The 22,520-nt window shown below is 59.6% G+C and carries 21 protein-coding genes, 1 tRNA gene and 2 pseudogenes; 18 read left to right on the forward strand and 6 right to left on the reverse strand.

The window, feature by feature from the left end:
* The first annotated feature begins 16 nt into the window (after positions 1 to 16).
* The 12 genes and pseudogenes from gyrA to C0617_RS17180 form a co-directional block, all read left to right on the forward strand.
* A pseudogene (gene gyrA / locus C0617_RS12680) lies at positions 17 to 2,521 on the forward strand (DNA gyrase subunit A).
* Positions 2,454 to 3,335, forward strand: coding sequence for a tetratricopeptide repeat protein (locus tag C0617_RS12685; RefSeq protein WP_291317401.1), 882 nt, complete (start codon positions 2,454 to 2,456; stop codon positions 3,333 to 3,335). The pseudogene gyrA and the gene C0617_RS12685 overlap by 68 nt, the downstream one beginning before the upstream one ends.
* A gap of 23 nt (positions 3,336 to 3,358) precedes the next feature.
* Positions 3,359 to 4,360, forward strand: a complete 1,002-nt coding sequence (locus C0617_RS12690; RefSeq protein ID WP_291317402.1) for an NAD(P)H-dependent glycerol-3-phosphate dehydrogenase — start codon at positions 3,359 to 3,361, stop codon at positions 4,358 to 4,360.
* A gap of 20 nt (positions 4,361 to 4,380) precedes the next feature.
* A complete protein-coding gene (locus C0617_RS12695; protein ID WP_291317403.1) occupies positions 4,381 to 4,950 on the forward strand; it encodes a peptidylprolyl isomerase in 570 nt (189 codons plus the stop codon).
* Positions 4,951 to 5,034: 84 nt separating this feature from the next.
* Positions 5,035 to 5,769, forward strand: a complete 735-nt coding sequence (locus C0617_RS12700; RefSeq protein ID WP_291317404.1) for an endonuclease/exonuclease/phosphatase family protein — start codon at positions 5,035 to 5,037, stop codon at positions 5,767 to 5,769.
* Positions 5,770 to 5,928: 159 nt separating this feature from the next.
* Positions 5,929 to 6,579, forward strand: coding sequence for an endonuclease III (gene nth, locus C0617_RS12705; protein ID WP_291317405.1), 651 nt, complete (start codon positions 5,929 to 5,931; stop codon positions 6,577 to 6,579).
* A gap of 266 nt (positions 6,580 to 6,845) precedes the next feature.
* Positions 6,846 to 7,442 (forward strand): hypothetical protein, encoded by a 597-nt coding sequence (locus C0617_RS12710; RefSeq protein WP_291317406.1) that lies wholly within the window; start codon positions 6,846 to 6,848, stop codon positions 7,440 to 7,442.
* 714 nt (positions 7,443 to 8,156) lie between these two features.
* Positions 8,157 to 9,389 carry a group II intron reverse transcriptase/maturase gene (gene ltrA, locus C0617_RS12715; RefSeq protein WP_291317407.1) on the forward strand — a complete coding sequence of 411 codons (1,233 nt, stop codon included), beginning with the start codon at positions 8,157 to 8,159 and terminating at the stop codon, positions 9,387 to 9,389.
* A gap of 243 nt (positions 9,390 to 9,632) precedes the next feature.
* The gene (locus tag C0617_RS12720; protein WP_291317408.1) at positions 9,633 to 10,256 is read left to right on the forward strand and encodes a flavodoxin family protein; all 624 of its coding nucleotides are present in this window, start codon (positions 9,633 to 9,635) and stop codon (positions 10,254 to 10,256) included.
* A gap of 102 nt (positions 10,257 to 10,358) precedes the next feature.
* The gene (locus C0617_RS12725; RefSeq protein ID WP_291317409.1) at positions 10,359 to 10,592 is read left to right on the forward strand and encodes a DUF2164 domain-containing protein; all 234 of its coding nucleotides are present in this window, start codon (positions 10,359 to 10,361) and stop codon (positions 10,590 to 10,592) included.
* A 281-nt stretch (positions 10,593 to 10,873) separates the two neighbouring features.
* A partial coding sequence (locus tag C0617_RS17175; protein ID WP_365889319.1) for an NFACT family protein occupies positions 10,874 to 11,855 on the forward strand: 982 nt, incomplete at its 3' end.
* Position 11,856: 1 nt separating this feature from the next.
* Positions 11,857 to 12,561, forward strand: a pseudogene (locus tag C0617_RS17180) (NFACT RNA binding domain-containing protein); the annotation flags it as partial.
* A gap of 3 nt (positions 12,562 to 12,564) precedes the next feature.
* Here the strand turns inward: C0617_RS17180 and C0617_RS12730 are convergent.
* Positions 12,565 to 13,476, reverse strand: a complete 912-nt coding sequence (locus C0617_RS12730) for a proline dehydrogenase family protein (RefSeq protein ID WP_291317410.1) — start codon at positions 13,474 to 13,476, stop codon at positions 12,565 to 12,567.
* Between the two features lie 166 nt (positions 13,477 to 13,642).
* Here C0617_RS12730 and C0617_RS12735 point away from each other — a divergent pair.
* Positions 13,643 to 13,729 (forward strand) — tRNA-Leu (locus C0617_RS12735).
* A gap of 150 nt (positions 13,730 to 13,879) precedes the next feature.
* Here C0617_RS12735 and C0617_RS12740 read toward each other — a convergent pair.
* The gene (locus tag C0617_RS12740; protein ID WP_291317411.1) at positions 13,880 to 14,278 is read right to left on the reverse strand and encodes a DUF302 domain-containing protein; all 399 of its coding nucleotides are present in this window, start codon (positions 14,276 to 14,278) and stop codon (positions 13,880 to 13,882) included.
* A gap of 525 nt (positions 14,279 to 14,803) precedes the next feature.
* Between C0617_RS12740 and C0617_RS12745 the strand changes: the two genes are divergently transcribed.
* The 4 genes from C0617_RS12745 (at position 14,804) to C0617_RS12760 (ending at position 17,679) form a co-directional block, all read left to right on the forward strand.
* The gene (locus C0617_RS12745; RefSeq protein WP_291317412.1) at positions 14,804 to 15,553 is read left to right on the forward strand and encodes a sulfite exporter TauE/SafE family protein; all 750 of its coding nucleotides are present in this window, start codon (positions 14,804 to 14,806) and stop codon (positions 15,551 to 15,553) included.
* A 10-nt stretch (positions 15,554 to 15,563) separates the two neighbouring features.
* Entirely contained in the window at positions 15,564 to 15,977 is a 414-nt protein-coding gene (locus C0617_RS12750) for a MarR family transcriptional regulator (protein ID WP_291317413.1), read from the forward strand.
* Between the two features lie 331 nt (positions 15,978 to 16,308).
* Complete coding sequence (locus tag C0617_RS12755) at positions 16,309 to 17,022, forward strand: HupE/UreJ family protein (protein WP_291317414.1); 714 nt, start codon at positions 16,309 to 16,311, stop codon at positions 17,020 to 17,022.
* A gap of 21 nt (positions 17,023 to 17,043) precedes the next feature.
* Entirely contained in the window at positions 17,044 to 17,679 is a 636-nt protein-coding gene (locus C0617_RS12760; RefSeq protein WP_291317415.1) for a hypothetical protein, read from the forward strand.
* A gap of 158 nt (positions 17,680 to 17,837) precedes the next feature.
* Here C0617_RS12760 and C0617_RS12765 read toward each other — a convergent pair whose 3' ends face one another.
* The 3 genes from C0617_RS12765 to C0617_RS12775 all read right to left on the reverse strand — a co-directional run.
* A complete protein-coding gene (locus tag C0617_RS12765) occupies positions 17,838 to 19,061 on the reverse strand; it encodes a cation:proton antiporter (RefSeq protein WP_291317416.1) in 1,224 nt (407 codons plus the stop codon).
* A gap of 115 nt (positions 19,062 to 19,176) precedes the next feature.
* The gene (locus tag C0617_RS12770) at positions 19,177 to 20,577 is read right to left on the reverse strand and encodes a mechanosensitive ion channel family protein (RefSeq protein WP_291317417.1); all 1,401 of its coding nucleotides are present in this window, start codon (positions 20,575 to 20,577) and stop codon (positions 19,177 to 19,179) included.
* A gap of 389 nt (positions 20,578 to 20,966) precedes the next feature.
* On the reverse strand, positions 20,967 to 21,254 hold a 288-nt coding region (locus C0617_RS12775; RefSeq protein WP_291317418.1), incomplete at its 5' end, for a hypothetical protein.
* A 48-nt stretch (positions 21,255 to 21,302) separates the two neighbouring features.
* Here C0617_RS12775 and C0617_RS17185 point away from each other — a divergent pair.
* Entirely contained in the window at positions 21,303 to 21,992 is a 690-nt protein-coding gene (locus C0617_RS17185; protein WP_365889320.1) for an ion transporter, read from the forward strand.
* Positions 21,993 to 22,305: 313 nt separating this feature from the next.
* Here C0617_RS17185 and C0617_RS12780 read toward each other — a convergent pair whose 3' ends face one another.
* A complete protein-coding gene (locus C0617_RS12780; protein WP_291317419.1) occupies positions 22,306 to 22,482 on the reverse strand; it encodes a hypothetical protein in 177 nt (58 codons plus the stop codon).
* Between the last annotated feature and the right edge of the window lie 38 nt (positions 22,483 to 22,520).

The raw sequence follows: 22,520 nt of genomic DNA on the forward strand, positions 1-22,520 counted from the left end.
CCGGAGGAAAGTCTAAATGCTTTCTGAACAGAACAAAGTCAGCGTCAATATCGAAGACGAAATGCGCAAGTCCTACATGGACTATGCGATGAGCGTGATTATCGGCCGGGCCCTGCCGGACGTGCGCGACGGTCTCAAGCCGGTCCACCGGCGGGTCCTGTTCGCCATGAACGAGCTGAGCAACGACTGGAACAAGCCGTACAAGAAGTCGGCCCGCGTCGTCGGTGACGTGATCGGTAAGTACCATCCGCACGGCGACTCGGCGGTCTACGACACCATTGTCCGCATGGCGCAGGACTTCTCTTTACGCTATCCGCTGGTCGACGGCCAGGGCAACTTCGGTTCGGTAGACGGCGATTCGGCGGCAGCCATGCGTTACACCGAAGTGCGCATGGACCGGCTCGCCCATGAACTGCTTAACGACATCGACAAGGAGACCGTCTAATTCGGGCCGAACTACGACGATTCCCTCGAAGAGCCGTTGGTTCTGCCCTGCAAGTTCCCCAACCTGCTTGTTAACGGTTCCGAGGGGATCGCGGTCGGCATGGCCACCAAGATCCCGCCGCACAATCTGAGCGAAGTGATCGATGGCCTGATCGCGGTGATCGACGACCCGAAACTCGAAACCGAGGCGCTGCTCCAGCATATCCCCGGTCCCGACTTCCCGACGGGCGGTTTCATTATGGGCCGGGACAGCATCCATCAAGCCTACCGCACCGGGCGCGGCATCGTCCTGATGCGCGCCAAGGCGATGGTCGAGCAGAACAGCCGCACCAGCCGCGAGAGCATCGTGGTGACCGAGATTCCCTTCCAGGTCAACAAGGCGCGCCTGATCGAGAAGATCGCCGACCTGGTTCGGGACAAGAAGATCGAGTGTATTTCCGACCTGCGCGATGAATCGGATCGCGACGGCATGCGCATCGTCATCGAGCTGAAACGTGACACCATCCCCCAGGTGGTGCTCAACCAGCTTTACAAGATGACCGCGATGCAGTCGTCCTTCGGCATCATCATGCTGGCGATCGTCTCCGGCCAACCGCGAATTCTGACCCTGCGCGAGGTCCTTGACAACTTCATCGAGCACCGCAAGGAGATCGTCACCCGGCGCACCCTGTTCGAACTGAAGAAGGCCGAGGCCCGCGCCCATATCCTCGAAGGCCTGAAGATCGCTCTGGACAACCTCGACGAGGTGATCCAGGTGATCAAGGCCAGCGCCAACTCGGCCGAAGCCAAAGGACGATTGATGGACCGCTTCTCCCTGAGCGAAATCCAGGCCCAGGCGATCCTCGACATGCGCCTGCACCGGCTGACCGGGCTGGAGCGCGACAAGATCGTCGAGGAATACCGGCAGGTGCTGGCCCTGATTAAACGTCTCAAGGAAATTCTCGCCAGCGAGATGGAAATCCTCAAAATCATCAAGGGCGAACTGCTCGACATCAAGGAACGCTTCGGAAACCCGCGACGCACCGAAATCATCGCCGTGTCGGCCGATCTTTCCATCGAGGACATGATCGTCGAGGAGGACATGGTCGTTACCGTGTCGCACAGCGGCTATATCAAGCGCAATGCCGTCTCGCTCTACCGGGCGCAGAGGCGCGGCGGCAAGGGCAAGACCGGCATGCGGCCGAAGGAGGAGGATTTCGTCGAGAACCTCTTTATCGCCTCGACCCACAGCTACATCCTCGTCTTCACCGACAAGGGGAAGGTCTACTGGCTGAAGGTGCACGAGATCCCGCAGGGCGGCCGCGCAGCGCGCGGCAAGGCGATCGTCAACCTGCTCAACCTGCAGGACGGCGAGAACGTGATGACCATCCTTCCGGTCAAGGCGTTCGAGGAAGGGAAATTCATCATTACCGCCACCAGTCATGGAACGGTCAAGAAGACCGACCTGATGGCCTACTCGAATCCCCGCCAGGGCGGCATCATCGCCCTGACCATCGACGAAGGCGACAGCCTGATCTCGGCCCGCCTGACCGACGGCACCATGGATATCCTGCTCGCCAGCCGGGGCGGCAAATCGATCCGCTTCCCCGAAACCGACGCCCGCCCCATGGGGCGGACCGCCCGCGGCGTGCGGGGGATGATGCTCGAGGCGGACGACCAGATCATCGGCATGGAGGTCGTGACCGACGCGACCGCTGCGACCCTGGTCTCGGTGACCGAAAACGGCTACGGCAAGCGTACCCAGCTCGACGAGTACCGGGTCCAGAGCCGCGGCGGCAAGGGCATCATCACCATCAAGACCTCGGAGCGCAACGGCAAGGTGGTCGATATCAAGCTGGTCGACGACGATTCCGACCTGATGTTCATTACCGACCGCGGCAAGATCCTGCGGACCCGGGTCGGGGCGCTCTCGGTCATCGGGCGCAACACCCAGGGGGTGCGGCTGATGGTGCTGGAGGCCGACGAGCGGATCGTGGCGGTGGCCAAACTCGCCGAAAAGGACGAGGGAGATGGAGATCAAGAGGCTGAAGAAGCAGCTGCTCAGGGAGGAACGGAAGAGGCGCCGGAGGGGCTCTAAGAGCTTCCGCCTGTGGGCCATCGGCCTTTCCCTGCTGCTGGTTCTGGCTCTCGGCGGCCTGGCCTTTTATCTCCTCAGCCTCGACGAGATCCGCGCCGGGCGCTTTGCCCGGGCCGAGGAGCAGCTTCGGCAGGGGCGGTACGAAGAGGCGACGAAGAGCTTTCGCGACCTCTACGACAGCGCCCCGGATTTTCACCTGGCTCCCATGGCCCTGTTTCAGAGCGGCGAGACCCTCAATCTCTTCCTGAAGCGCTACCCGGAGGCCCTGCTGACCTACCTGCTGGTGGTCCGGGACTACCCGGATACCGATCTGGCCCGAGAGGCCCAGAGGCAGGCGGCGGAAATCTACAAGTACCGCCTTCAGGATTACGGCCGGGCCGTGGTGGGCTACCAGAAGCTGCTCGACCGCGGGGCCCCTGAGGGGGACCGCATCCAGTACGAAATCGCTGACGCCTATTTCCGGCTCAACAACTTCGAGCAGGCGCGCATCGAGTTCGACAGCCTGCTCAAGGACTACCCCGACAGCTCCCTGGTGGCCGAGGTGCAGTACCGCATCGCCGTCACCCTCTCCCTGGAGGGGGCCCTCGATTCGGCCCTGGAGGCTTTCGGGCGGGTGGTGGGCAACTGGCCGGACAGCCCCTACGCCCTGGAGGCCCGCTTCGGCATGGCCGCGGTGCTCGAGGAGAAGGAAGAGCTGAGCCGGGCACTCCAGATCCTGGAGGCGTTGCGGGGAAGGTATTCCAACGCCGAGGCTCTGGCCACCAAGATCGACCAGGTCCGGGAGCGCATCCGCAAGAAGAAGAAGGCCATCTAAAGAGCACAGGAAGAGACCGCGACATGAATATCGGCGTCATCGGTGCCGGCAGCTGGGGGACGACCCTGGCCGACCTGCTGGCCAGAAAAGGCTACCCCGTTTCCCTCTGGGCCTTCGAGCCGGAGCTGGCCGAGGGCATGGAGCGCAGCCGGGAGAACGACCTTTATCTGCCCGGCTTCACCCTGGCGGAGAACCTCTCGGTCACCTCGGATCTGGCCGGGGCGGTCTCCGGCAAAGAGATGCTGGTGCTGGTCTCCCCTTCCCAGGTCATGCGCCGGGTGATGGAAGGGGCCGCCTCCCACATCGGCCCGGACACCCTGATCGTGTCGGCTTCCAAGGGGATCGAGAACGACACCCTGCTCCCCATGTCCGACGTCCTCGAAGCGGTTCTGCCCGAAGGCCTGTCGGGACAACTCGCCTTTCTCTCCGGGCCGTCCTTCGCCCGGGAGGTGGCCGCCGGCATGCCCACCGCGGTGGTCGCCGCCTCCTCCGACGCCGGCGTCGCCCGGAGGGTTCAGGAGGCCTTCAACACCGACTGTTTCCGGGTCTACACCGGCGACGACGTGGTCGGGGTGGAGCTCGGGGGGGCTCTCAAGAACGTTGTCGCCCTGGCCGCCGGGGTTTGCGACGGACTCGGTTTCGGCTACAATAGCCGGGCGGCCCTGATCACCCGGGGACTGGCGGAGATGACCCGCCTCGGCGTGGCCATGGGGGCCCGGCCCGAGACCTTCGCCGGACTGGCCGGCATGGGAGACCTCGTGCTGACCTGCACGGGCGATCTGTCCCGGAACCGGACCGTGGGGATGGAGCTGGGGCGGGGCCGCAAGCTCGACGATATCCTGGCCGGGATGCAGATGGTGGCCGAGGGGGTCAAGACCACCCTGTCGGCCTACCAGCTCGCCCGCAAGCTCGGGGTCGAGGTTCCCATCACCGAACAGATGTACTCCATTCTTTACGAGGACAAGGACCCCCGCCAGGCGGTCAGTGACCTGATGCTGCGCCGGCTCAAATCTGAGGGCGAATAGGAACCCAAGGGAGGATTGTTATGGCTCGTTTGCTTCTTCTTCTGACCCTGTCCCTGCTGCTGGCCGGCACGGCCGCTGCCAAGGAGACCGTCGTCATGGAAACCAGTCTCGGCGCCATCACCCTCGAACTCTTCACGGACAAGGCCCCGGTGTCGGTAAAGAACTTTCTGGGTTATGCCGAGGACGGCTTTTACGACGGGACGGTCTTTCACCGGGTCATCAAGGGGTTCATGATCCAGGGCGGCGGCTTCGGCGCCGACCTGAAGAAAAAGCCGACCCGGGACCCGATCAAGAACGAGGCCGGCAACGGCCTGAAGAATGAGCGCGGCACGATCGCCATGGCCCGGACCAACGTTGTGGACAGCGCCACCTGCCAGTTTTTCATCAACCTGGTGGACAACGGCCCCCTCGATCACCGGGGGACCAGCTCTTCCAGGGCCTATGGCTACGCGGTCTTCGGCAAGGTGATCGACGGCATGGAGGTGGTCGATCAAATCGCCGGCCTGCAGACCCAGAGAAAGGGTCCTGCGTTCCAGAACCTGCCGGTGGAGCCGGTGACCGTCAAGAGCGTCCGGCGTCTGAAGCAGTGATATATCGCCGGCGAAGCGGACGGCCGCCGCGGCGCTGAGAGCCGGCGAAAAAAGGCCGGGCAGCAGTGGGGGGGAGGTTTACGGGTGAACACCCTGCGCATCATGACCTACCACGTTCAGGGATGCCGGGGCGGTGACGGCCGGGTGGACCCCCAGAGGGTGCTCCAGGTCATCGCCGACGGAGCGCCGGACATCGTCGCCCTTCAGGGTTTGGACACCTCCCCCGGCCAGGACCAGCTCCAGATTCTCTCAGAGCGGCTCGGCATGCGTGCTTACGGCACGGGGCGCAACGGGGCCAACGCTTTTCTGTCCTACTATCCCCTGCATGGACTTCAGGATTTCGACCTCGGTGAAGGCGGGCGCTGCAGCCGGGCCGACGTCGATGTGGGCGGCAAGCGGCTGCACCTTCTCAACCTGCGAATGGAGCCGCCGCCGCGCTGCCGCCGCGGCCAGATCGCCAGTCTGCTCGGGCCCGAACTGCTCGGCAACCCTTCCATGGCCTGCCCGGCCCTGGTGCTCGGGGACTTCGCCGACACCTTCTGGGGGGCGGGCAACTTCGACCTGGCCCTCGCCCTGCGCAAGGCCCGGCGACCCCTGTGGCCAGCCACCTTCCCGGCCCGATTTCCCCTCGTCGGCAGGGACCGCGCCTACCTGTGCGGGGATATCCGCATCGTCGATGCCCACATCCAGCGCACCCGCATGGCCCGCATGGCCTCCTCCCACCTTCCCCTGATCCTGACCGTGCAGGTCACCGACCCCCGCACCTATCTCAAACTGAAGAAAATCCACCGCAACCGCATGGAGATCGCTCCCGGCTAGGAGGGCACCCCTGTGGACAAGCCTGTGGAAACGGTTGATAAGCCGCAGGGTTCACCCCTTCTCGATGGGTTCGGCACCCTCCCCGAGCTGAACGCCGCCCCCCACCCGGTGGCTTGAAAAAGACGGCGCGCTCAAGAAAAACATGAATATCGAGGTGTCATGACCCCCACAGATTCCCCGGCTGCGGCCCTGAAGGTGCTCGGCCTGCTCGAGGCCACCTACCCCGATGCCGCCTGCGCTCTGCGTCATCGAAACTCCCTGGAGCTTCTCGTGGCCACCATCCTCTCGGCCCAGTGCACCGACGTGCGGGTCAACCTGGTCACTGAAAGCCTGTTCCCGAAATATCCCGATGCCGCCGCCTACGCCACGGCCGACCCGGCGGAGCTCGAGGAGGACATCCGCTCCACCGGGTTTTTCCGCAACAAGGCCAGAAGCCTCATCGGCTGCGCCGCGGCGATCGCCGGTGAGCACGGCGGAGAGGTCCCCGGCACCCTCGAGGAGCTCGTTCGGCTGCCCGGGGTGGGGCGCAAGACCGCCAACGTCGTCCTCGGCAACGCCTTCGGGGTACCCGGCATGGTCGTCGACACCCACGTCAAGCGGATCGCCTTCCGCCTCGGCTGGACCCGGCACACCGACCCGGACAAGATCGAGCGGGACCTGTGCGCCCTGCTGCCGGAGGAGAAGTGGACGCAGGCCGGTCACGTCCTCATCTTCCACGGCCGCCAGGTCTGCAAGGCCCCCACCCCCCTCTGCTCCACCTGCCCGGTGCAGGAGCACTGCCCGCGGGTCGGGGTGAAGCGGTCGAAGTAGGGGCGTCCCCGGCAGAAAGAACGGGGGAGTGTCCCAGGTTTTCTACCCCGAAAAGGTGGAGAAGAAACTCCATAAGTCTGAAATTACAGGGCTTTGGCCCTTGACTCCCTTTGTGGAATCGGCCAAGATAAAGCTCTTCAAATCATTAAGATTCGCCCTTAACGGGATATGCGAAACACGCCATATTAGAAAAAGCGGACCTTCGCAATATCTGTTAAAGGCGGCATTCGCCTAATACCTGTTAGACGCTACCAAAGGAAGACCTGATGTTCATTTCATTTCAGAAGATTCTTCAGCGTATTACCGGCATATCAACACCTCTTGGTGGAATCTCATGGTCCCCCCCAGTCAACGAAATCGCTGTTGCAGAACGGGTCGTTACCATGTGCGAGGATCGGCGGGTAATTACACCACGGTTTGCTCAACTAAACCCTATAACCCCCCTCCGTGCCATCAGTTCAATTCAAGAAATCAGAGAAATACTTACACGGGAAATGGTTGAGTTATCAAGAGGTTCCGAACTTTTCGAAATTTTAACGCAATTTCGGACAAGTTGTACCGAATGCCTTAGTGAATTAGAAGTAACAGGGATACATGACAAAGGATTTGCACAAGCTCACACATTGGAAGGTGTGGCTTGCGATTTTTCAGAAACCCCTAACAACTTACAACTCAAGCAAATAGTTGAAAGTTTATCGATTTTCCGCACAAGAGTGCATCTAATACTTTTCGCTCTTTCAACGCGATACCATATCGATCTACCTAGTGACTATCTTGAGCTGCTACCAAAACTTCCAACTCAAAATCAAGAAGCGTCTAACAAACTAATCAACCGGACGGAAAATGCGTCTGTGCAAATTTGAAAAGCAAAATCTAAAATTGCGGTGGTTGGCGAGCAGCTCGTCGCCGCCGGTTATCACGAACCGTGTACGAGGTTTCAAGACCGTAATCTCGCAATCTGAAAGGAGATTGCCACACCAATTGCCCTTTTTGGGTGTGTAGGCTGGGGGCGGGTCGTTCTGGTAACAGGGCGGCTGAACTTGCCCCGACATTGTGCCGCGAAGGCGACCGTCGATCTGACGGCCGTCGTACTCAGCCCGGGGTGCTCGCCAAATCCGCAGGCCGTAACATAAAGTGAATGGTGCAGCCTCGTCAGATAAGACCGGACGGAAATTGCTGAGAGAGTCCGGTAGCGGGATAAACCCGTGCAATCGGGATACACGCCGACCCACTACGGTTTTGGGGAAGGCCAGTGTCTGCAGGGAAGCAAAAGGGCACGCGCACCTGCAGAGGACCCGGGGTAAGGCCATCGGCATGCGGAGACAGAATACGGAACCTTGGACCTGAAGTCCTACCGTCCCCGCCGTTCTTCGACGGCGGAAAGCCCGCCTCAAGTCGGATGAAACCGGCAAGTCGCAGGTGACGGGCGGAGGGATGTCGGAGGGGCCCTGAAGTGATGACGGAAGAGACAACATAACTCTTCTCGAGCGTACGGCCCTACTTCGACCGCGTTTGTCTGCAAGATAAGGATGCATGAGTGCCCTATGGCTAGGAACATGCGATTAAAAGTCCAGTCTTTGCAAGGCAAACTCTCCCGTGCAGCGAAACAGTCGCTGGATAGGAGGTTCGGCGCCCTCTACGACAAGCTTTATCGTGAGGACGTACTGTGGACGGCCTGGAAACGGGTCAGGGTCAATCGCGGCGCCCCCGGCGTCGACAAGCAAACCATCGAGCACATCGAAGAGGTCATCGGTGTCGAGGCGTTTCTCGCCGATCTTGGCGAAGAACTCCGAGGCAAGACTTACCGGCCTCAAAGTGTGCGGCGATGCTGGATCGACAAACCGGGTAAAGCCGAGAAGCGCCCGCTCGGGATTCCGGTCGTCAAGGACCGGGTCGTGCAGATGGCTGCCAAGCTGATGCTGGAGCCGATCTTCGAAACCAACTTCCTCGATTGTTCCTGCGGTTTCCGCCCCGGGCGCAGCGCCCACATGGCGATCAAGAAGATCCGTTCCGCGATCACCTTTGGCAGGAAGACGGTGGTCATTGACGCCGACATCAAAGGCTACTTTGATGCCATTCGTCACGATATCCTGATGCGGTTGGTACAAAAGCGCGTCAGCGACCCGCGGATGCTCAAGCTGATCCGCGGATGGTTGACAGCCGGGGTCATGGATGAGGGGCAGCATGTTAGGTCCAGTGCCGGAACGCCACAGGGCGGGGTCATCTCCCCGCTGCTGGCGAACCTGTACCTGCACTGTTTCGACGTGATGTTCGTCGAATCCGGCATCCCCGGCACCCTGGTCAGGTACGCGGACGACTTCGTCATCTTGGTCCATCTGGACGGTGAGAAGGTGCTGGCAAAGGCACGAGGGATGCTCGGACGACTCGGGCTGGAACTGCATCCGGAGAAGACCCGGATTGTCAGTGCCGACGACGGGTTCGACTTTCTCGGAATTCACCTGCGGCGCACCCCGACCAAATCGCCCAAAGCCAGGATGAAATACGTTACCCGCCTCTGGCCGTCTGATCGTTCCCTGCGGGCAGTTCGGGAGAAAATCAAGCAGACGTTCGGCAGAAGGTACGGCAGCAGCCTGGAGGAGATCGTTGGAAAACTGAACCCGGTGATCCGGGGATGGAACAACTATCACACCGCCATCCGGCCCGTACGCGAGCGGCTCTTGAAGCTGAACTATTATGTATCGGAGCGAATCCGAATCTTTCTGAAGCGGAAGTACAGCGATGAGACGAGGGGCTATCGAAGGGTCCACGGCGAGATGATCACGCGACTGGGTGTATGCCAGTTCGGCTGATCGCGAAGACTTCAACGACAAAGGTTGCTGATAAGCACACGGGGAAGGTCGTCGGTAAGCCGTAACGGGGAGAACCCGACTTACGGTTTGACGAGGGGACTAAGGGAAACGGTAAATACGTGGGCACCGCCAGGTGCTTAATGGACAGGGCCGAGCCGAAAGGCCGAATTCGCCAGACGGTTTACTGTGCACTGAGGTTCTACTCTACTAACCAAAAGCACACAAAAACATCGAAAGTCTGACATGACACTTGAAATCAAAGCGGACCTTATTAAGCCCAAAGTTTTGGCTGTCGGTGCCAGTCCCCGGAAAGGCGGGAACTCCGATGTCCTCCTCAGTCACTTTTGCGCGGGTGTGAATCAAGCCGGACTTGAAACAGAGGAAGTTCAACTGAGGGATTGTCAAATTACCCCATGCATCGGTTGTGAACTTTGTCGAAAAACCGGCGAATGTTCCCGTTTTGATGACGACATGGTCGGTATCTACCAAAAAATCGTCGAATCTCGCGGTCTTTTTTTGATTTCCCCCGTACACAATTACAATGTCACGGCATGGATGAAAGGCTTTATTGACAGGCTCTACTGTTTCTATGATTTCGCCGAGCCTCGACCGGGTCACTGGAGCAGTAAACTCGCAAACCAGGGCCGGAAAGCGGTCGTCGCAGCCGTTGCCGAACAGCGGACCAAGGAAGACATGGGGTTCACTCTCGAAGCGATGCAGATGCCGCTCGAGGCCCTGGGTTATGAGGTGAGCCGGAAGTTCCCCGTTTTGGGCATTTTTGAAAAAGGCAAAGTCGCTGGCTGCCCAGAGATAATCCGTACTGCTGAAGTGTACGGTGAAAAGCTGGCCAAAGAGATCATGCAGTAATTTCAATAGGAACTGCGGCTAGCCATCAGACCGGGGCATCGGGGTCATGCTCGCACCGCCCGGCATCGCTTAACGCCTCAACGCGAAGTAAATGGGTGATGAATGAAATTTGAACTGGACAAAGAACGATCCAAGAAAACGATCGAAAAAGTTCAAATCTATATAAAAGAAGAATTCGGTGAGTCCATTGGGGAGTTGCGGGCCGGTTTTCTTCTGGAGTTTTTCCTGAAGGAAATCGGCCCATCCATTTACAACCAAGGGGTCAATGACTCCCAGGCCTTCATCCAAGACAAGTTGATTGACCTTGAAGGTGCCTTGTGCATGGAAGAAGACTAAAACACCCGAACCTCTACAACACCGCTCAGGAAAAGGATAACCATGTCAAAAATTCTCGTATTCGCCATACTGGCGCTTGTTGTCACCCTCGCTGCGTTTCTGGCCTACACCCAATTCGCCATGCTGAAATAGGCCCATTCGCTGGCCCAGTCCCCGGGGAGGGTTCCCCGGAACCTAGACCGGCGAGGAGCCTCCCTCCGGCGCCGCTCGGGTCTCATGGGATCGTCCTTCCCTCCCATCTTGCGCCATCCCCCAAAATCGTCTAATCTCCATCCATGTCTATGGACCAGATCTTCATCGAGGCCGTCGTCTGCGAACTGCGCGACACGCTCCGCGGCGCGGCGGTCAACAAGGTGCACCAGCCGGGGCCCCACGAGATCGTGTTGCGCCTCTGGAACGGCCGGGAGAACCTGCGCCTGCTCCTGTGTACATCACCCGCCGCCAGCCGCATTCACCTGACCGAAACGAAACTTCCCAACCCCCAGAACCCGCCGCGCTTCAGCCAGCTGCTGCGCTCGCGCCTGACCCGCCTGCTGGAGATCGAGCGGGTGGCCGGCGAGCGGATCGTGCGGATGGTCTTCGCCGGGGAGAAGGGCGAGGGCCGCTGGACCCTGGTGGCCGAACTGCTCGGGGCGCGGGCCAACCTTCTGCTGCTCGACGGCGAGGGGGTGATCGTCGATGCCCTGCGCCGCAGCGAGGAGAAGGGGAGGGAGATCCGCCCGGGGCAACCGTACCTGCCCCCCGAAAGCTCCTTGCGCGCCGACCTGGAGGCAGCAGTGCCCACGATCCCCCGGGACGTGACCTTTCGCACATGGCTCCTCGAGAACGTCTCCCCCATGACCCCCCTGGTCGCCGAGGACCTTGCCTCCGCTGTCGAGGCAGGAGCTTCTCCCGACGAGGTTCTTGGCCGGTTCCGCCGGCGCTGGTTGGAGCGGGAATTCAGCCCCTGCATCGCGTCCCTGAAGGGCAAGCCGTTGCTGTCCGCTTTCACCCCCGAGCACATCGCTTCGGAAGACGTCCAGACATTCCAGAGCGCCTCTGGGGCGGCCGATGCCTTCTTCGGGGAGGGGAGGGTCGACGAAGTTTTCGGCGGCGGGCGGACGGAGGTGGATCGGGTCGTCCGCAAGGCCGTCAAAAAGCTGCGCAAACGCCTGGAGCATATCTCAGGGGAGCGTGACGAGGCGCTGCAGGCCGAGCGCATGCGGGAAACCGGCGATTTGCTCCTGGGCAATCTGCACCGGATGCGGAAGGGGATGGCCGAGGNGCCGAGGTCGTCCTCGACGACTGGTACGCCGACCCGCCCGGACGCATCACCGTCCCTCTCGACCCGGCCCTTTCCCCCCAGGAGAACGCTGAGCGCTACTTTCGTCGCCATCGCAAAGGGAAGCGGGGCCTGGAGCACACGGAGCGCCGTCGCCTCGAGACCGAGGCCGAGTTGGAGTGGCTGGAGGGGGTGGCCCTGGCCTTGGAAGAGGCGCTCGAGTCTGAGGATGTGGCGGCGCTGCGCTCCGAACTCGAGGAGGGGGGCGTGCTGCGCCCCGAGGCCGGCCGTCGGCCCCGGCCCCGGCAGGCGAAACCGGAGGCGCAGGTGCGCAGCACTCTCAGCCCGGGAGGCTATCTCCTGTTCTGGGGCAAGAACAACCGCACCAACGACTACGTCAGCAAGCAGATGACCGCGGCCGAGGACCTGTGGTTTCACTCCCACAACATGCCGGGCTGCCACCTGGTGCTGAAGCGGGGGAAGGGCGGGGACGAGGTCCCGGAGGAGGACGTCCTCTATGCCGCCTCTATCGCTGCGGGGCACTCGCGGGGGAAGCGGGACGGCAAGGTCGAGGTCATGGTGGCGGAGGGAAAGGCGGTGCGCAAGCCGAAGGGTGTGCGGCCCGGCCTGGTGACGGTTGACCGCTACCGGACGGTCGTTGTTCGCCCCTGTAGACCTGAGGAAAAGGTCGAAAAAACAGAGTCCTGAGGCTTAATGTTTCAGGTGGCGCATGAGGAACATCATGTTGGCCGGCCGCTCGGCGAGGCGCCGCATGAAGTAGCCGTACCAGTCCTCGCCGTAGGGGAGGTAGATCCGCACCCGGTAGCCTTCGGACTTGAGGCGGCGCTGCAGGTCGCGGCCGATCCCGTAGAGCATCTGGAACTCGAACCGGGAGCGGTCCACCTCGAAGATGTCGGCCATGTCGATGACGAACTCGATGAGCTTCTCGTTGTGGGTGGCGAATGCAGGGCGGGTGCCGCTGTGGACGAGGGCCTCGGTGAGGCGCATGAAGTAGAGGTCGACCTCCTCCCGGTCCTGAAGGGCGATCTCCTTCGGTTCGAGGTAGGCTCCCTTGACCAGGCGCACCGAGATCCCGTCCTCGTTGAGCAGCGCCAGGTCCGCGTCGCTGCGGTGAAGGCTGGCCTGGAGAACGGCCCCGATGTTGGGCCAACTGCGGTGGGCCCGTCGGACCATCTGCAGGGAGACCTCGGTCAGGTCGGACCCTTCCATGTCGACCCGCACGAAGCGGTCGACCTGCAGGGCGCGCTCGGTGACCGTCTTCAGGTTCTCCCAGGCCAGATCCTCGTCGATGCGCACTCCGAGGTGGGAGAGCTTGACCGAGATCCCCGTGTCGATCCCCGCCGCCACCGCCTCTTCCAGGGCCGCGGCGTACTCCTCCGTCGCCGCCGAGGCCCGGTCGGCATCGGTGACTTCTTCGCCGAGGTAGTCGAGGGTGACCTTGAATCCCTCGGCGTTGAGCAGGCAGGCCGCTTCCAGGGCCTCGGCGCGGGTCTCCCCTGCAACGAAGCGGCGGGAGGCCTGTCGCGCGGTCGGATTGTGCCTGAGGAAGTCCTCCAGTTCCTTGCGCCGGGAGAGGAACAGGAGGGTTTGGCGCAGCAGCATGGGGTTGCCCCTTTCGGCCTGAACGGTCCCGCCCTCGGGGGGCGGCAGGGTCTTTAAAGATTAGCATCGGGGGGAGGCAAGTCAACGCGGGCGAGGGCACTGCAGGACCCGTCGATTTTTTTGTTGCAAAGGGGGTATCCTTTTGTTATAAAAACCCTCGCTTCAAGCCGAAGTGGTGGAATTGGTAGACACGCTAGGTTCAGGGTCTAGTGCGCGTAGGCGCGTGGGAGTTCGAGTCTCCCCTTCGGCACCAAACAAAAACAAGTCCGGTCGCTTTTGCGATCGGGCTTTTTTTGTTTTTGGTTTTCAGGGAGACTCGAAGCGAAGCGAACGCTGACTTGATGTCTGCAGGGGGCCCGGTAAGGTTGTGTCTCTGCGGGTTCGAGTCCGTGTGCCTGCGGCGTTATAAACTCTCAAGGGCCCTGCCGAGCAGTTTTCTGACCTCGGCCGCGACCTCCTCCACTTCGGGATTATCGACCACCTTCATCGCCCACACAGGGTCCATGGCCCGGACGACTGTTCCTCCGTCCTCGTCGACAAAGACGATCACGTTGCAGGGAAGAAGGACCCCGATGTTGATCTCGAGCCCCAGGGCTCGATAGGCCATCTTGGGGTTGCAGGCGCCCAGGATGACGTAGGGGCGGAAATCGACTCCCAGCTTCTCCCCCAACTTGGCCCGGACATCGATCTCGGTAAGGATTCCAAAGCCCTCCTTTGCAAGGGCCTCCCTGACCCTGGGGAGTGCATCTCCAAAGCTCCACTCCAATCTTTTTCCGAAATAGTACGAACTTCCTTCTTCCATTCTTATCTCCTCCCCGTAGTTCCCGTTTTGTCCGTAACTCTGCGACAGGTTGTTAGCAGGACGAAATCTTCTGAGGCGTTTCGAATAGCTATAACATCCGGATGAGAAAAGTCCAAACTGGACCGACCTCCAGACCGTGAAAACGCGGCAGTGAGGAATATCCGACAGGCTGGTCGAGGATATTGTATAAAGCTCGCTAGCGTAAATCTGACTTTTGTCGGAATGTCTTGAGTTTCCAGTATGTTGGGACTGTGGTTTTAGTTGGAACACGCGTTGGTATGAGGTGGGGACAGGACTATGCTGAAAGTAACTTCTGCACGGATTTCCCAAAAGCCGGCAAAAGCCTCATCCGCCTAAGGGAAGAGGTGGGAACCGGTAATGTTGCCCAAAATAATGAGGTGACCGTTCTGTTTCGCAGGAGTCATGGGGCGTGGTTAGCTTGAATGTCAAGAAGCTTGACTTTTAAGCTATGATGGGGCAACCTTGAGTCTATTGAACTTTAGACAACCTAAAGGACCGCAACAGATGGAACTCGACAGCCTCTTCTGGGTCGCTTTTCAAAGCAGCCTTATCCTTGGCCTAGTGCATGGCGTGAACCCCTGCGGGCACAGTTGGCTGGTGCTTGCTCCCTTCGTGGTGGGGCGGAAGCGCGGCAGCAAGGTGGCCTACCTGACCTTTGCCTTTCTGGCCGGCACGGCCGTGGCTTGTCTGCTTCTCGGCCTGACACTCGGGGCGATCTCGGAGGTGATTCCTGAGCCCTTGGAGCACTGGGTCGACGTCGGCACCTCACTGTTGCTGATCATTCTCGGTGCCGTGCTGATCATCAAGCCCAACCTGATTCATCACCACCACGACGAAGAGCACGGACACGACCACTCGCACGACCTGGAGAACGTCCACGAACAGGAACATCACCATGGCCACGATCACAGCCAGGTGCACCCGCACGCCCACCCCAAGAGCAGCAAGCAGAAGTTGACCGGCCTGGCCCTGTTCGGCATCGGCTTCGTCAACATGATCATCCCCTGCCCGACGGTGGCCATCATGTACGGCTACGCCATCGATTCGGGCAGCGCCTGGAAGGCCACGACGATCTTCGGCATCTATGCTGCCGGAACGGCGGTGGCCGTGGGGGGAGTCATCTTTGCCATCTTCCACGTCGCCCGCTTGCTGGAGAAGCTGTCCCAGGACTGGGTGGAGAATGCCCTGATGCGCGGCGCCGGGGTGGTGACGATTCTCTTCGCCGGTTATTCACTGCTGAGCCACCTATCTTAGGAAATTGTCGATGACGGTAAAGATGCTGGCTCGGCAGATTGTCGAGTTCTACGAGAAGCTCTCCAGTTGGGAGCACGAGGTGGTGCGGGGCAGCGAACTGACCCCCGGGCAGATGCACGCCATCGAGATCATAGGCCACGAGAAGTCTCTGCGCATGAAGGAACTGGCCGAAAAGTTAGGAGTGACGACCGGAACCCTGACCGTGACGGTGGACAAACTCGAACGCAAGGAGTTGATTGAACGTCGACCGCACGAAACCGATCGGCGCTCTTACAGGGTGGTGCTCACAGAGGCGGGCCAGAAGCACTTCACCAGTCACCACGAGTACCACGTAAAGCTTACCGAGGAGATGGCCTCGGTGCTATCGCCTGAGGAGTTGGAGACCTTTGGGGAGGTATTGGAAAAGGTGGTGAAGCAGATTTAGGTGCCACTCAGGCGGCTGGAAAGGTGAAACCTAAACACAGATACCGACTGGAATGTCACACGGGCAAAATCCTTATCGGGTTTAAACTTTGACGCTGTAGGGGCACCCCTTCCTGCCTGCTCTCTGCCCCCCGTAGATTTCGAGAATTTTGAGCCCTTTCTCCAAGCTCTGTCTTCCAAGAAAGAGCGTTATGTCTCTTTTCGAATTATCCGCGGTCCGCCCCAGCTTGTCTAATTGCTTTTAAGCGAACACCCTGACAATTAAAGAAACATTTTCTTCAGAGTTTTACTGATACGTTCCGTCTCCGTGAAACTTTTTATGAGGTTGACGTATGGTACATTTTGTCAAAAGAGCCATGGCTAAGGATTCGTTTATACTTGTGGCTTTGGTCGCGATATTTTTTTCTCTTGTCGTTGATGTCGGCGCTCATGGCGTGACCGCCGGAGATAAAGGCTATATACAGGAAAGTTCGGGGACCATGATTATCCCGTTTATTTACCTTGGCGCGAAACACATGGTCACCGGATATGACCACTTACTTTTTTTGTTCGGAGTGGTTTTCTTTCTCTACCGTCTAAAGGATGTCAGCATCTATGTGACGCTCTTTGCCCTTGGACACTCGGTGACTCTGCTTTCCGGGGTCCTGATGAATTTCAGCGTCAGCGCTTATATTATCGACGCGATTATCGGTTTCTCGATTGTCTACAAGGCGCTGGACAACATGGGGGCATATAAGCGCTGGTTCGGTTTCCAGCCCAGCACCAAGATTGCCACCCTTGTTTTCGGCCTGTTTCATGGCTTCGGCCTGGCGACCAAGATCCTGGAATACAAGATCTCCCCGGATGGTTTGATCCCCAATCTCTTCGCCTTCAATGTTGGAGTGGAGATGGGGCAACTTATCGCATTGGGGCTGATCCTGATCGTCATGGGTTTTTGGCGGCGTACCGCCGGTTTCACTCGCCACGCGTATAACGCCAATGTCGCTCTGATGACTGGCGGCTTTATCTTCGTGGGTTACCAGTTGACCGGCTTTTTCATTTCTTAATCGATGACAGAGGTAAATATAATGAACAACCATAATAGACCGTCCAACACCGATCTCCCCTCGGCAGCCAGGCTCATCAAATCAACTGTCGCCGCTATCGCCTTTTCCGCAATCATTCTCGTGACCGCTGTCCTTCCCGCCGAGTACGGCATCGATCCAACCGGTGTCGGCACCGTTCTTGGCCTGACCAAGATGGGTGAAATCAAGGTTTCGCTCGCTCAGGAGGCCACCGCCGAAATGGTTACTGGCAAGGCCTTGAAAACGGAGGCCAAAGAGGTGGCCGCGCCGCTGGCAGAGCTATTCGAAAGTGCCGTTGGGACTTCAGTTCAAAAATCAGTCAAATCCGACAGCATTACGTTGTCTCTCCAGCCTGATCAGGGTAGGGAGGTCAAGGTCAAAATGGAAAAGGGAGGCAAGGTCAGTTATAAATGGAAGACAAGTAACGGGCGAGCCAATTTTGATATTCATGGCGACTCGGCAAAACACAATATCAATTATTTCAACTACAGCAAAGGTTCATCCGAGAGCAATGAGGGCGTGCTGGAAGCAGCGTTCGATGGGAAGCACGGCTGGTTTTGGAGAAACCGCACCGGCAAGCCCATGACCATTACCCTCGAAGTGAAAGGTGAATTTACGGAAATGACCCAAGAGGCTTAATCCCTAATCTCATCGGTAGCCGTGGTCAGATCAGCTTGGCCTGCCGTATCACGACCGACCATCATTAAGATGCAGAATGGCCCGTCCTCGCTGGATGGGCCATTTTTTTCAAAGGGGCTTTTCCTCCCGATATCTGGGAGTTAGGTTCAAAAGGTGTGTCAGTGTTTGTGCAGTGCCAGTTTCAGAGCAGGAGGTGTCATCAAGGTCGTTGCAATGGCCATGATCACCACGGAGGAGAACATGTACTGAATGATCGGGTGGACCGGTTCCGGCATGGTGAAGATTCCGGCACGCAGGGCGATGTCGGCGATGATCAGTTCGACCGCCCCGCGGGCGTTCATCCCGACCCCAATTGCGAGAGATTCTCTGGGCGACATTCCCGCAACACGTGCACTGGCACCTGCTCCCAGAACCTTTCCTACCGTTGCAATGGCGATCATCGCGATAACGAACCCCGGCACGACCTGCATCGCCTTCATGTCGAGATGCATGCCTATCGAGGCAAAGAAGACCGGGGCAAGGAACCCGGTTGTCAGTCCCTTCGTTTTGGCAAGGATATCGCGGTAGATTTTAGGTGTAATCGTCCTTCTTCGGAAAAAGAGGCCGGCGAGGAAAGCGCCCAGGATGAAGTGCATCCCGAGGAATTCAGCCAGCATGGCATAGGATAGGGCCGCTATCAAAAGCATGCTGAATTCGAATTCGTCTGCCTTGCTTTTATCCAAATACTTGCCTATGGCTGGAAACAGGTAGTGTCCCAGTGCGCTTGCGATCAAAAAGAAAAGAGCGATCTTGCCGAACAGCAGGGCGAGGGCGGTTCCGTCTGGGATTGTGCCGGTTTGGACAAAGCCGGTCAGAACGGCCAGCAATATGAGACTCAGGGTGTCGTCGATGACGGCGGCCGAGATGATCGTTTGACCGACTTTGGTTTCGAGTTTTCCTATGTCCATGAGGGACTTGATGCTTACCGGGACTGCCGTTACGGCCATCACCGTCCCAAGGAAGAGGGCCTGTGCAGTACGAAGGTCCGAAGGGGGCAGTGCCAGGTAGGCGAACCCCATGCCGAGAGCAAAAGGAATGACCATGCCACCCGTGGCCACGATAAGGGAAGTCTTTGAGGCTTTGAGGAGCTTGACGGGGTTTAGTTCGATCCCACCGAGGAGCATTAAAAAGAAAATCCCGAGGTCGGTGATGGCTGTAAACACCTCATTCTCGGTCAGGCCAGAGAGGACAGGGAATTGCTGGTCATAGTGGTGCACGAGGATCCCGAGGCAGATTCCCGAGACCAGTTCGCCCAGGAGGGCAGGTTGTCCGAGGCGCTCTGAAATTTCGCCGAAGGTCCTCGTTACGATCAGGAGCACGAGGAGTATGTAGATAATTGACATGCCGATCGCTCTTTCCTCGGTTGCGCAAGCAGCCGGGTCTTTCTCTTGTCACTCGACAAGGAGTCCGGGCGGGGAGGGCGGCGCACAGGTGCGGCCTTTGTTCGTTGTTGGCGCCCTAATTCCCCTTGAGGAGGTTCGGTCCCGCCTCCGGCACCCGCGACAGGCGGGCCTGCTCGCGGATGTTTTCCTCCTGGCTGGTGAGTCCCCCCTCGGCGACGGTCGCCGCTGCCTCCGTCGTGGCCTGTGCTTCTGGGCGAACCGTCTCTTCTGCCTTTATCGTCTCCCTCTCTTCCACCATCCGGACCGGCACCGCCTCGGGGAAGAGTACCTCCCGTTCCTCGTCCGGCATGGAGATCCCCTCGTCCTGAAAGGCCCTGTTCACCAGGCGCATGACCGATGACTTCATCTTGTTGGCGTCGAAGGCGTTGCCGTCGATCCAGAACATGATGCGCAGGTTGACGGTCGCGGCGGCGAGCTTCTCGACCAGGACCAGCGGCTCGGGTTTCTCGAGGACTGAGTCGTGGGCGGCCAGGACTCCGAGGGCTACGGCCTGGGCCCGCGGGATGAGATTGTCGTATCCGATGCCGACTTCGAAGCTCAGCCTCCTTCGAGGATTGGCGGTGAAGTTGAGGATGGTGCTCTTGTAGATTGTCGAGTTGGGGATCTGCACGTGGTTGCCGTCCAGGTCCATCAGGACCGTGCCGCGGGCTGTCACCTTCTGCACCACCCCGAGGTGTCCGGCGACCTCGATCAGGTCGCCGCCCTGGAAGGGGTTGCGCAGGCTGATCAGGATTCCCGCGAGGAAGTTCTCCATGATATCGCGGAAGGCGAATCCGATGACCAGGCCGACGACCCCCGTCCCGCCGAGGACGGTGACGGCGAGGCGGCTCAGGCCTACGACGTGGAGGGTGACGTAGATGCCGACGAGGAGGACGAAGATGCCGACTACCCGGGCGCCGACCTCCTGGAGCATGGGGTTTGCGACCCTGCGGCTCAGGATGAAGCGGGCCAGCCTGCCGCAGACGAGGGCGCCGAAGAGGAAGGCGATCAGGATGAGGAGACCGAGGCCGATCAGGGGCAGCGCCCGGACGAACTCCCGCAGAAGGTTCCGCAGGGTCCTGACCTCGGCGGAGAAGTCCCAGGGGGAGCGCTCGACGATGCGCACCCGGTTGACCACAGCGACCACGTCCTTGGTGTTTCGGGCCAATTCTCCCGCCCAGTCTTTGTATTCCTTGCGCAGGGTGGTGCCGTCGAGGAAGACGATCCCTTCTGAGACTTTGACCTCTGGAATTTCGAACCAACCGGTGGAGATGAGGATCCGTTCCAGGCGTTTGGCGATGTGAATGTCCGCCGATACCGGTTTGACTTCGATCGGCTGGGTGGCGAACTTGACCTCGTCTTCGCCGGTTGCGGCTGGGGGCGTTTGGGCGGTTGAGGATACCGGCGCGACGAGTCCCAGCAACAGAAGGAGCAGGACAGCCCATTGACGTGGATCTGTTTCGTGACCAGGGTTCATCGTATCCCCTTCCGGTTCGTCGAGGGCGGCGCAGGTTCGAGGTGCCGATAACCATCCCAATGCTCTTTGCCGGTGGCGCCCACGCCCTTTGAAACCGTATAGTGCGAGTGCCGCGACGGTACCCGATCTCGTTGGAAATCAGGATGAGACAAAGAGGGCAGGGATAATCGAGGCGCTGCTGAAGTTGTAGAGGAACTCCTCGGAAAACATCTGGTCGCCTCTCCGTTATTCGAAAGGTTGGGCCGGCTCTTCGCCACATGTGAAGTTTACCGTGTTCGGTCGATTTTGAACGTTTTTTTGTGCCGCAGGGTAACCCTCCTGGTCAGGTTCCCAGCTTTGTTCGTCCCTCTCTGCCCTGTCTCCCCATTCAATGGCTCTGGAAAATAGCTTCAGCTCTGGCTCAAAGCCGCCAACCTCTTAGGCTTTCGTAAGGCAAGACTTCGCTGGCAGGCCGATTCCTGTTTCTTGCCATCAATGCCCGGTTTGCGGTACGGGGGGAACAAATCCAATGAGGCAATCTTTTGGTAAACTTTCATGGCATGACCTGTCCTGACCCGTCCCTGGCGGCGGCATGTCTGAGGAAGCTGTCCGTTGCCGCAAGCTTCGTTTTCCCGACCGAATGTTCGGTGAGCCCCGATGGCTTTCAAAAAAAGGACCTGGGAAATACTTGAGGTCGCNCCAGTCGCCTCTTCGATATCTTTATTCTCGGGCTGATCTTTCTGAACGTGGCAGCCGTTGTCCTTGTTTCGGTCAGAGACCTGGAGGAGCGGTATGCGTTGTACTTCGAGGCCTTCGAGCTCTTCTCCGTTGTCGTGTTTTCTGCTGAATACCTGAGCCGCCTTTGGTCGTGTGTGACCGACCCCAGGTACGTGCGCCCTGTTGCCGGGCGGCTGCGATTCGCCGCAACGCCCATGGCGGTCGTCGATCTGCTGGCGGTCATGCCCTTCTACATCGGCCTTGTCGGCATCGACCTGCGGTTCATTCGTTCCCTGCGCCTGTTGCGGATCGTGCGGGTGGCCAAGGTGGGGCGCTACGTGAAGGCGCTGCAACTCTTCTCGAAGGTTCTCGGGGCCAAGCGGGAAGAGCTGGTTCTGACCTTGGGCATGATGCTCCTGTTGTTGATCATCGCCTCCTGCTTCATGTTCTATGTGGAGAACCCCGTACAGCCGGAACATTTTTCTGACATTCCCCACACCATGTGGTGGGCGGTGGCGACCTTCACTACGGTCGGGTACGGCGACGTTTATCCCGTGACCGGGCTCGGCAAGTTTCTTGCGGGAATCGTAGCCATCCTTGGCATCGGACTCTTCGCGTTGCCTACAGGTATCCTGGGCGCCGGTTTCGTGGAGGAGATGCAGAAAAGAAAGGGACGGCGGCGCTGCCCCCACTGCGGGCGGGAGATTGACGGGGCCTGATCTGTGCCTTGCCGGATCGAATCTGGCATGGGACCAACGGAAGGGGCGACACCGCGGTCATGAATACCATTGTCTGGCTCGGAATCGGCATCTGCATCACCCGGTCCGCCATGTTCTCCGGGCTCAACCTGGCTGTTTTCGACGGACAGACGGTCTCCCCCCGATTTTGAAGGGTCACCTGGAGCCCCTTTTCTGCGCAAGGTTCAGGCCTCGGGGAGGAAGTGGGTCATTCTCACCGACCCAACCGGCGAACCGCTGCTGGTTCTCGACGCTGACGGCTTTCTGCGGGATGCTCTGTTCGAAGGGACGCCTCTCAATCCATACGCTTTTTGCCACCGGCCGATTGGTTGAAAAGGACATCGGTCCTGCGCTCTGGGATGTTGTCTGCCGCTGGAAGGTCCATTCCCGCCGCCAGGGGGACGATGATGTCCTGGGGCGCCTGCTCCGCGGGATCGCCGCCCATGATGTGGGGATGCACAAAGAGCAGCATTCTCCTGGAGCATGCCGGGTTCTGGGGGGTATCCTGTG

The sequence above is a fragment of the Desulfuromonas sp. genome (genome assembly GCF_002868845.1).
GTDB lineage: Bacteria > Desulfobacterota > Desulfuromonadia > Desulfuromonadales > BM501 > BM501.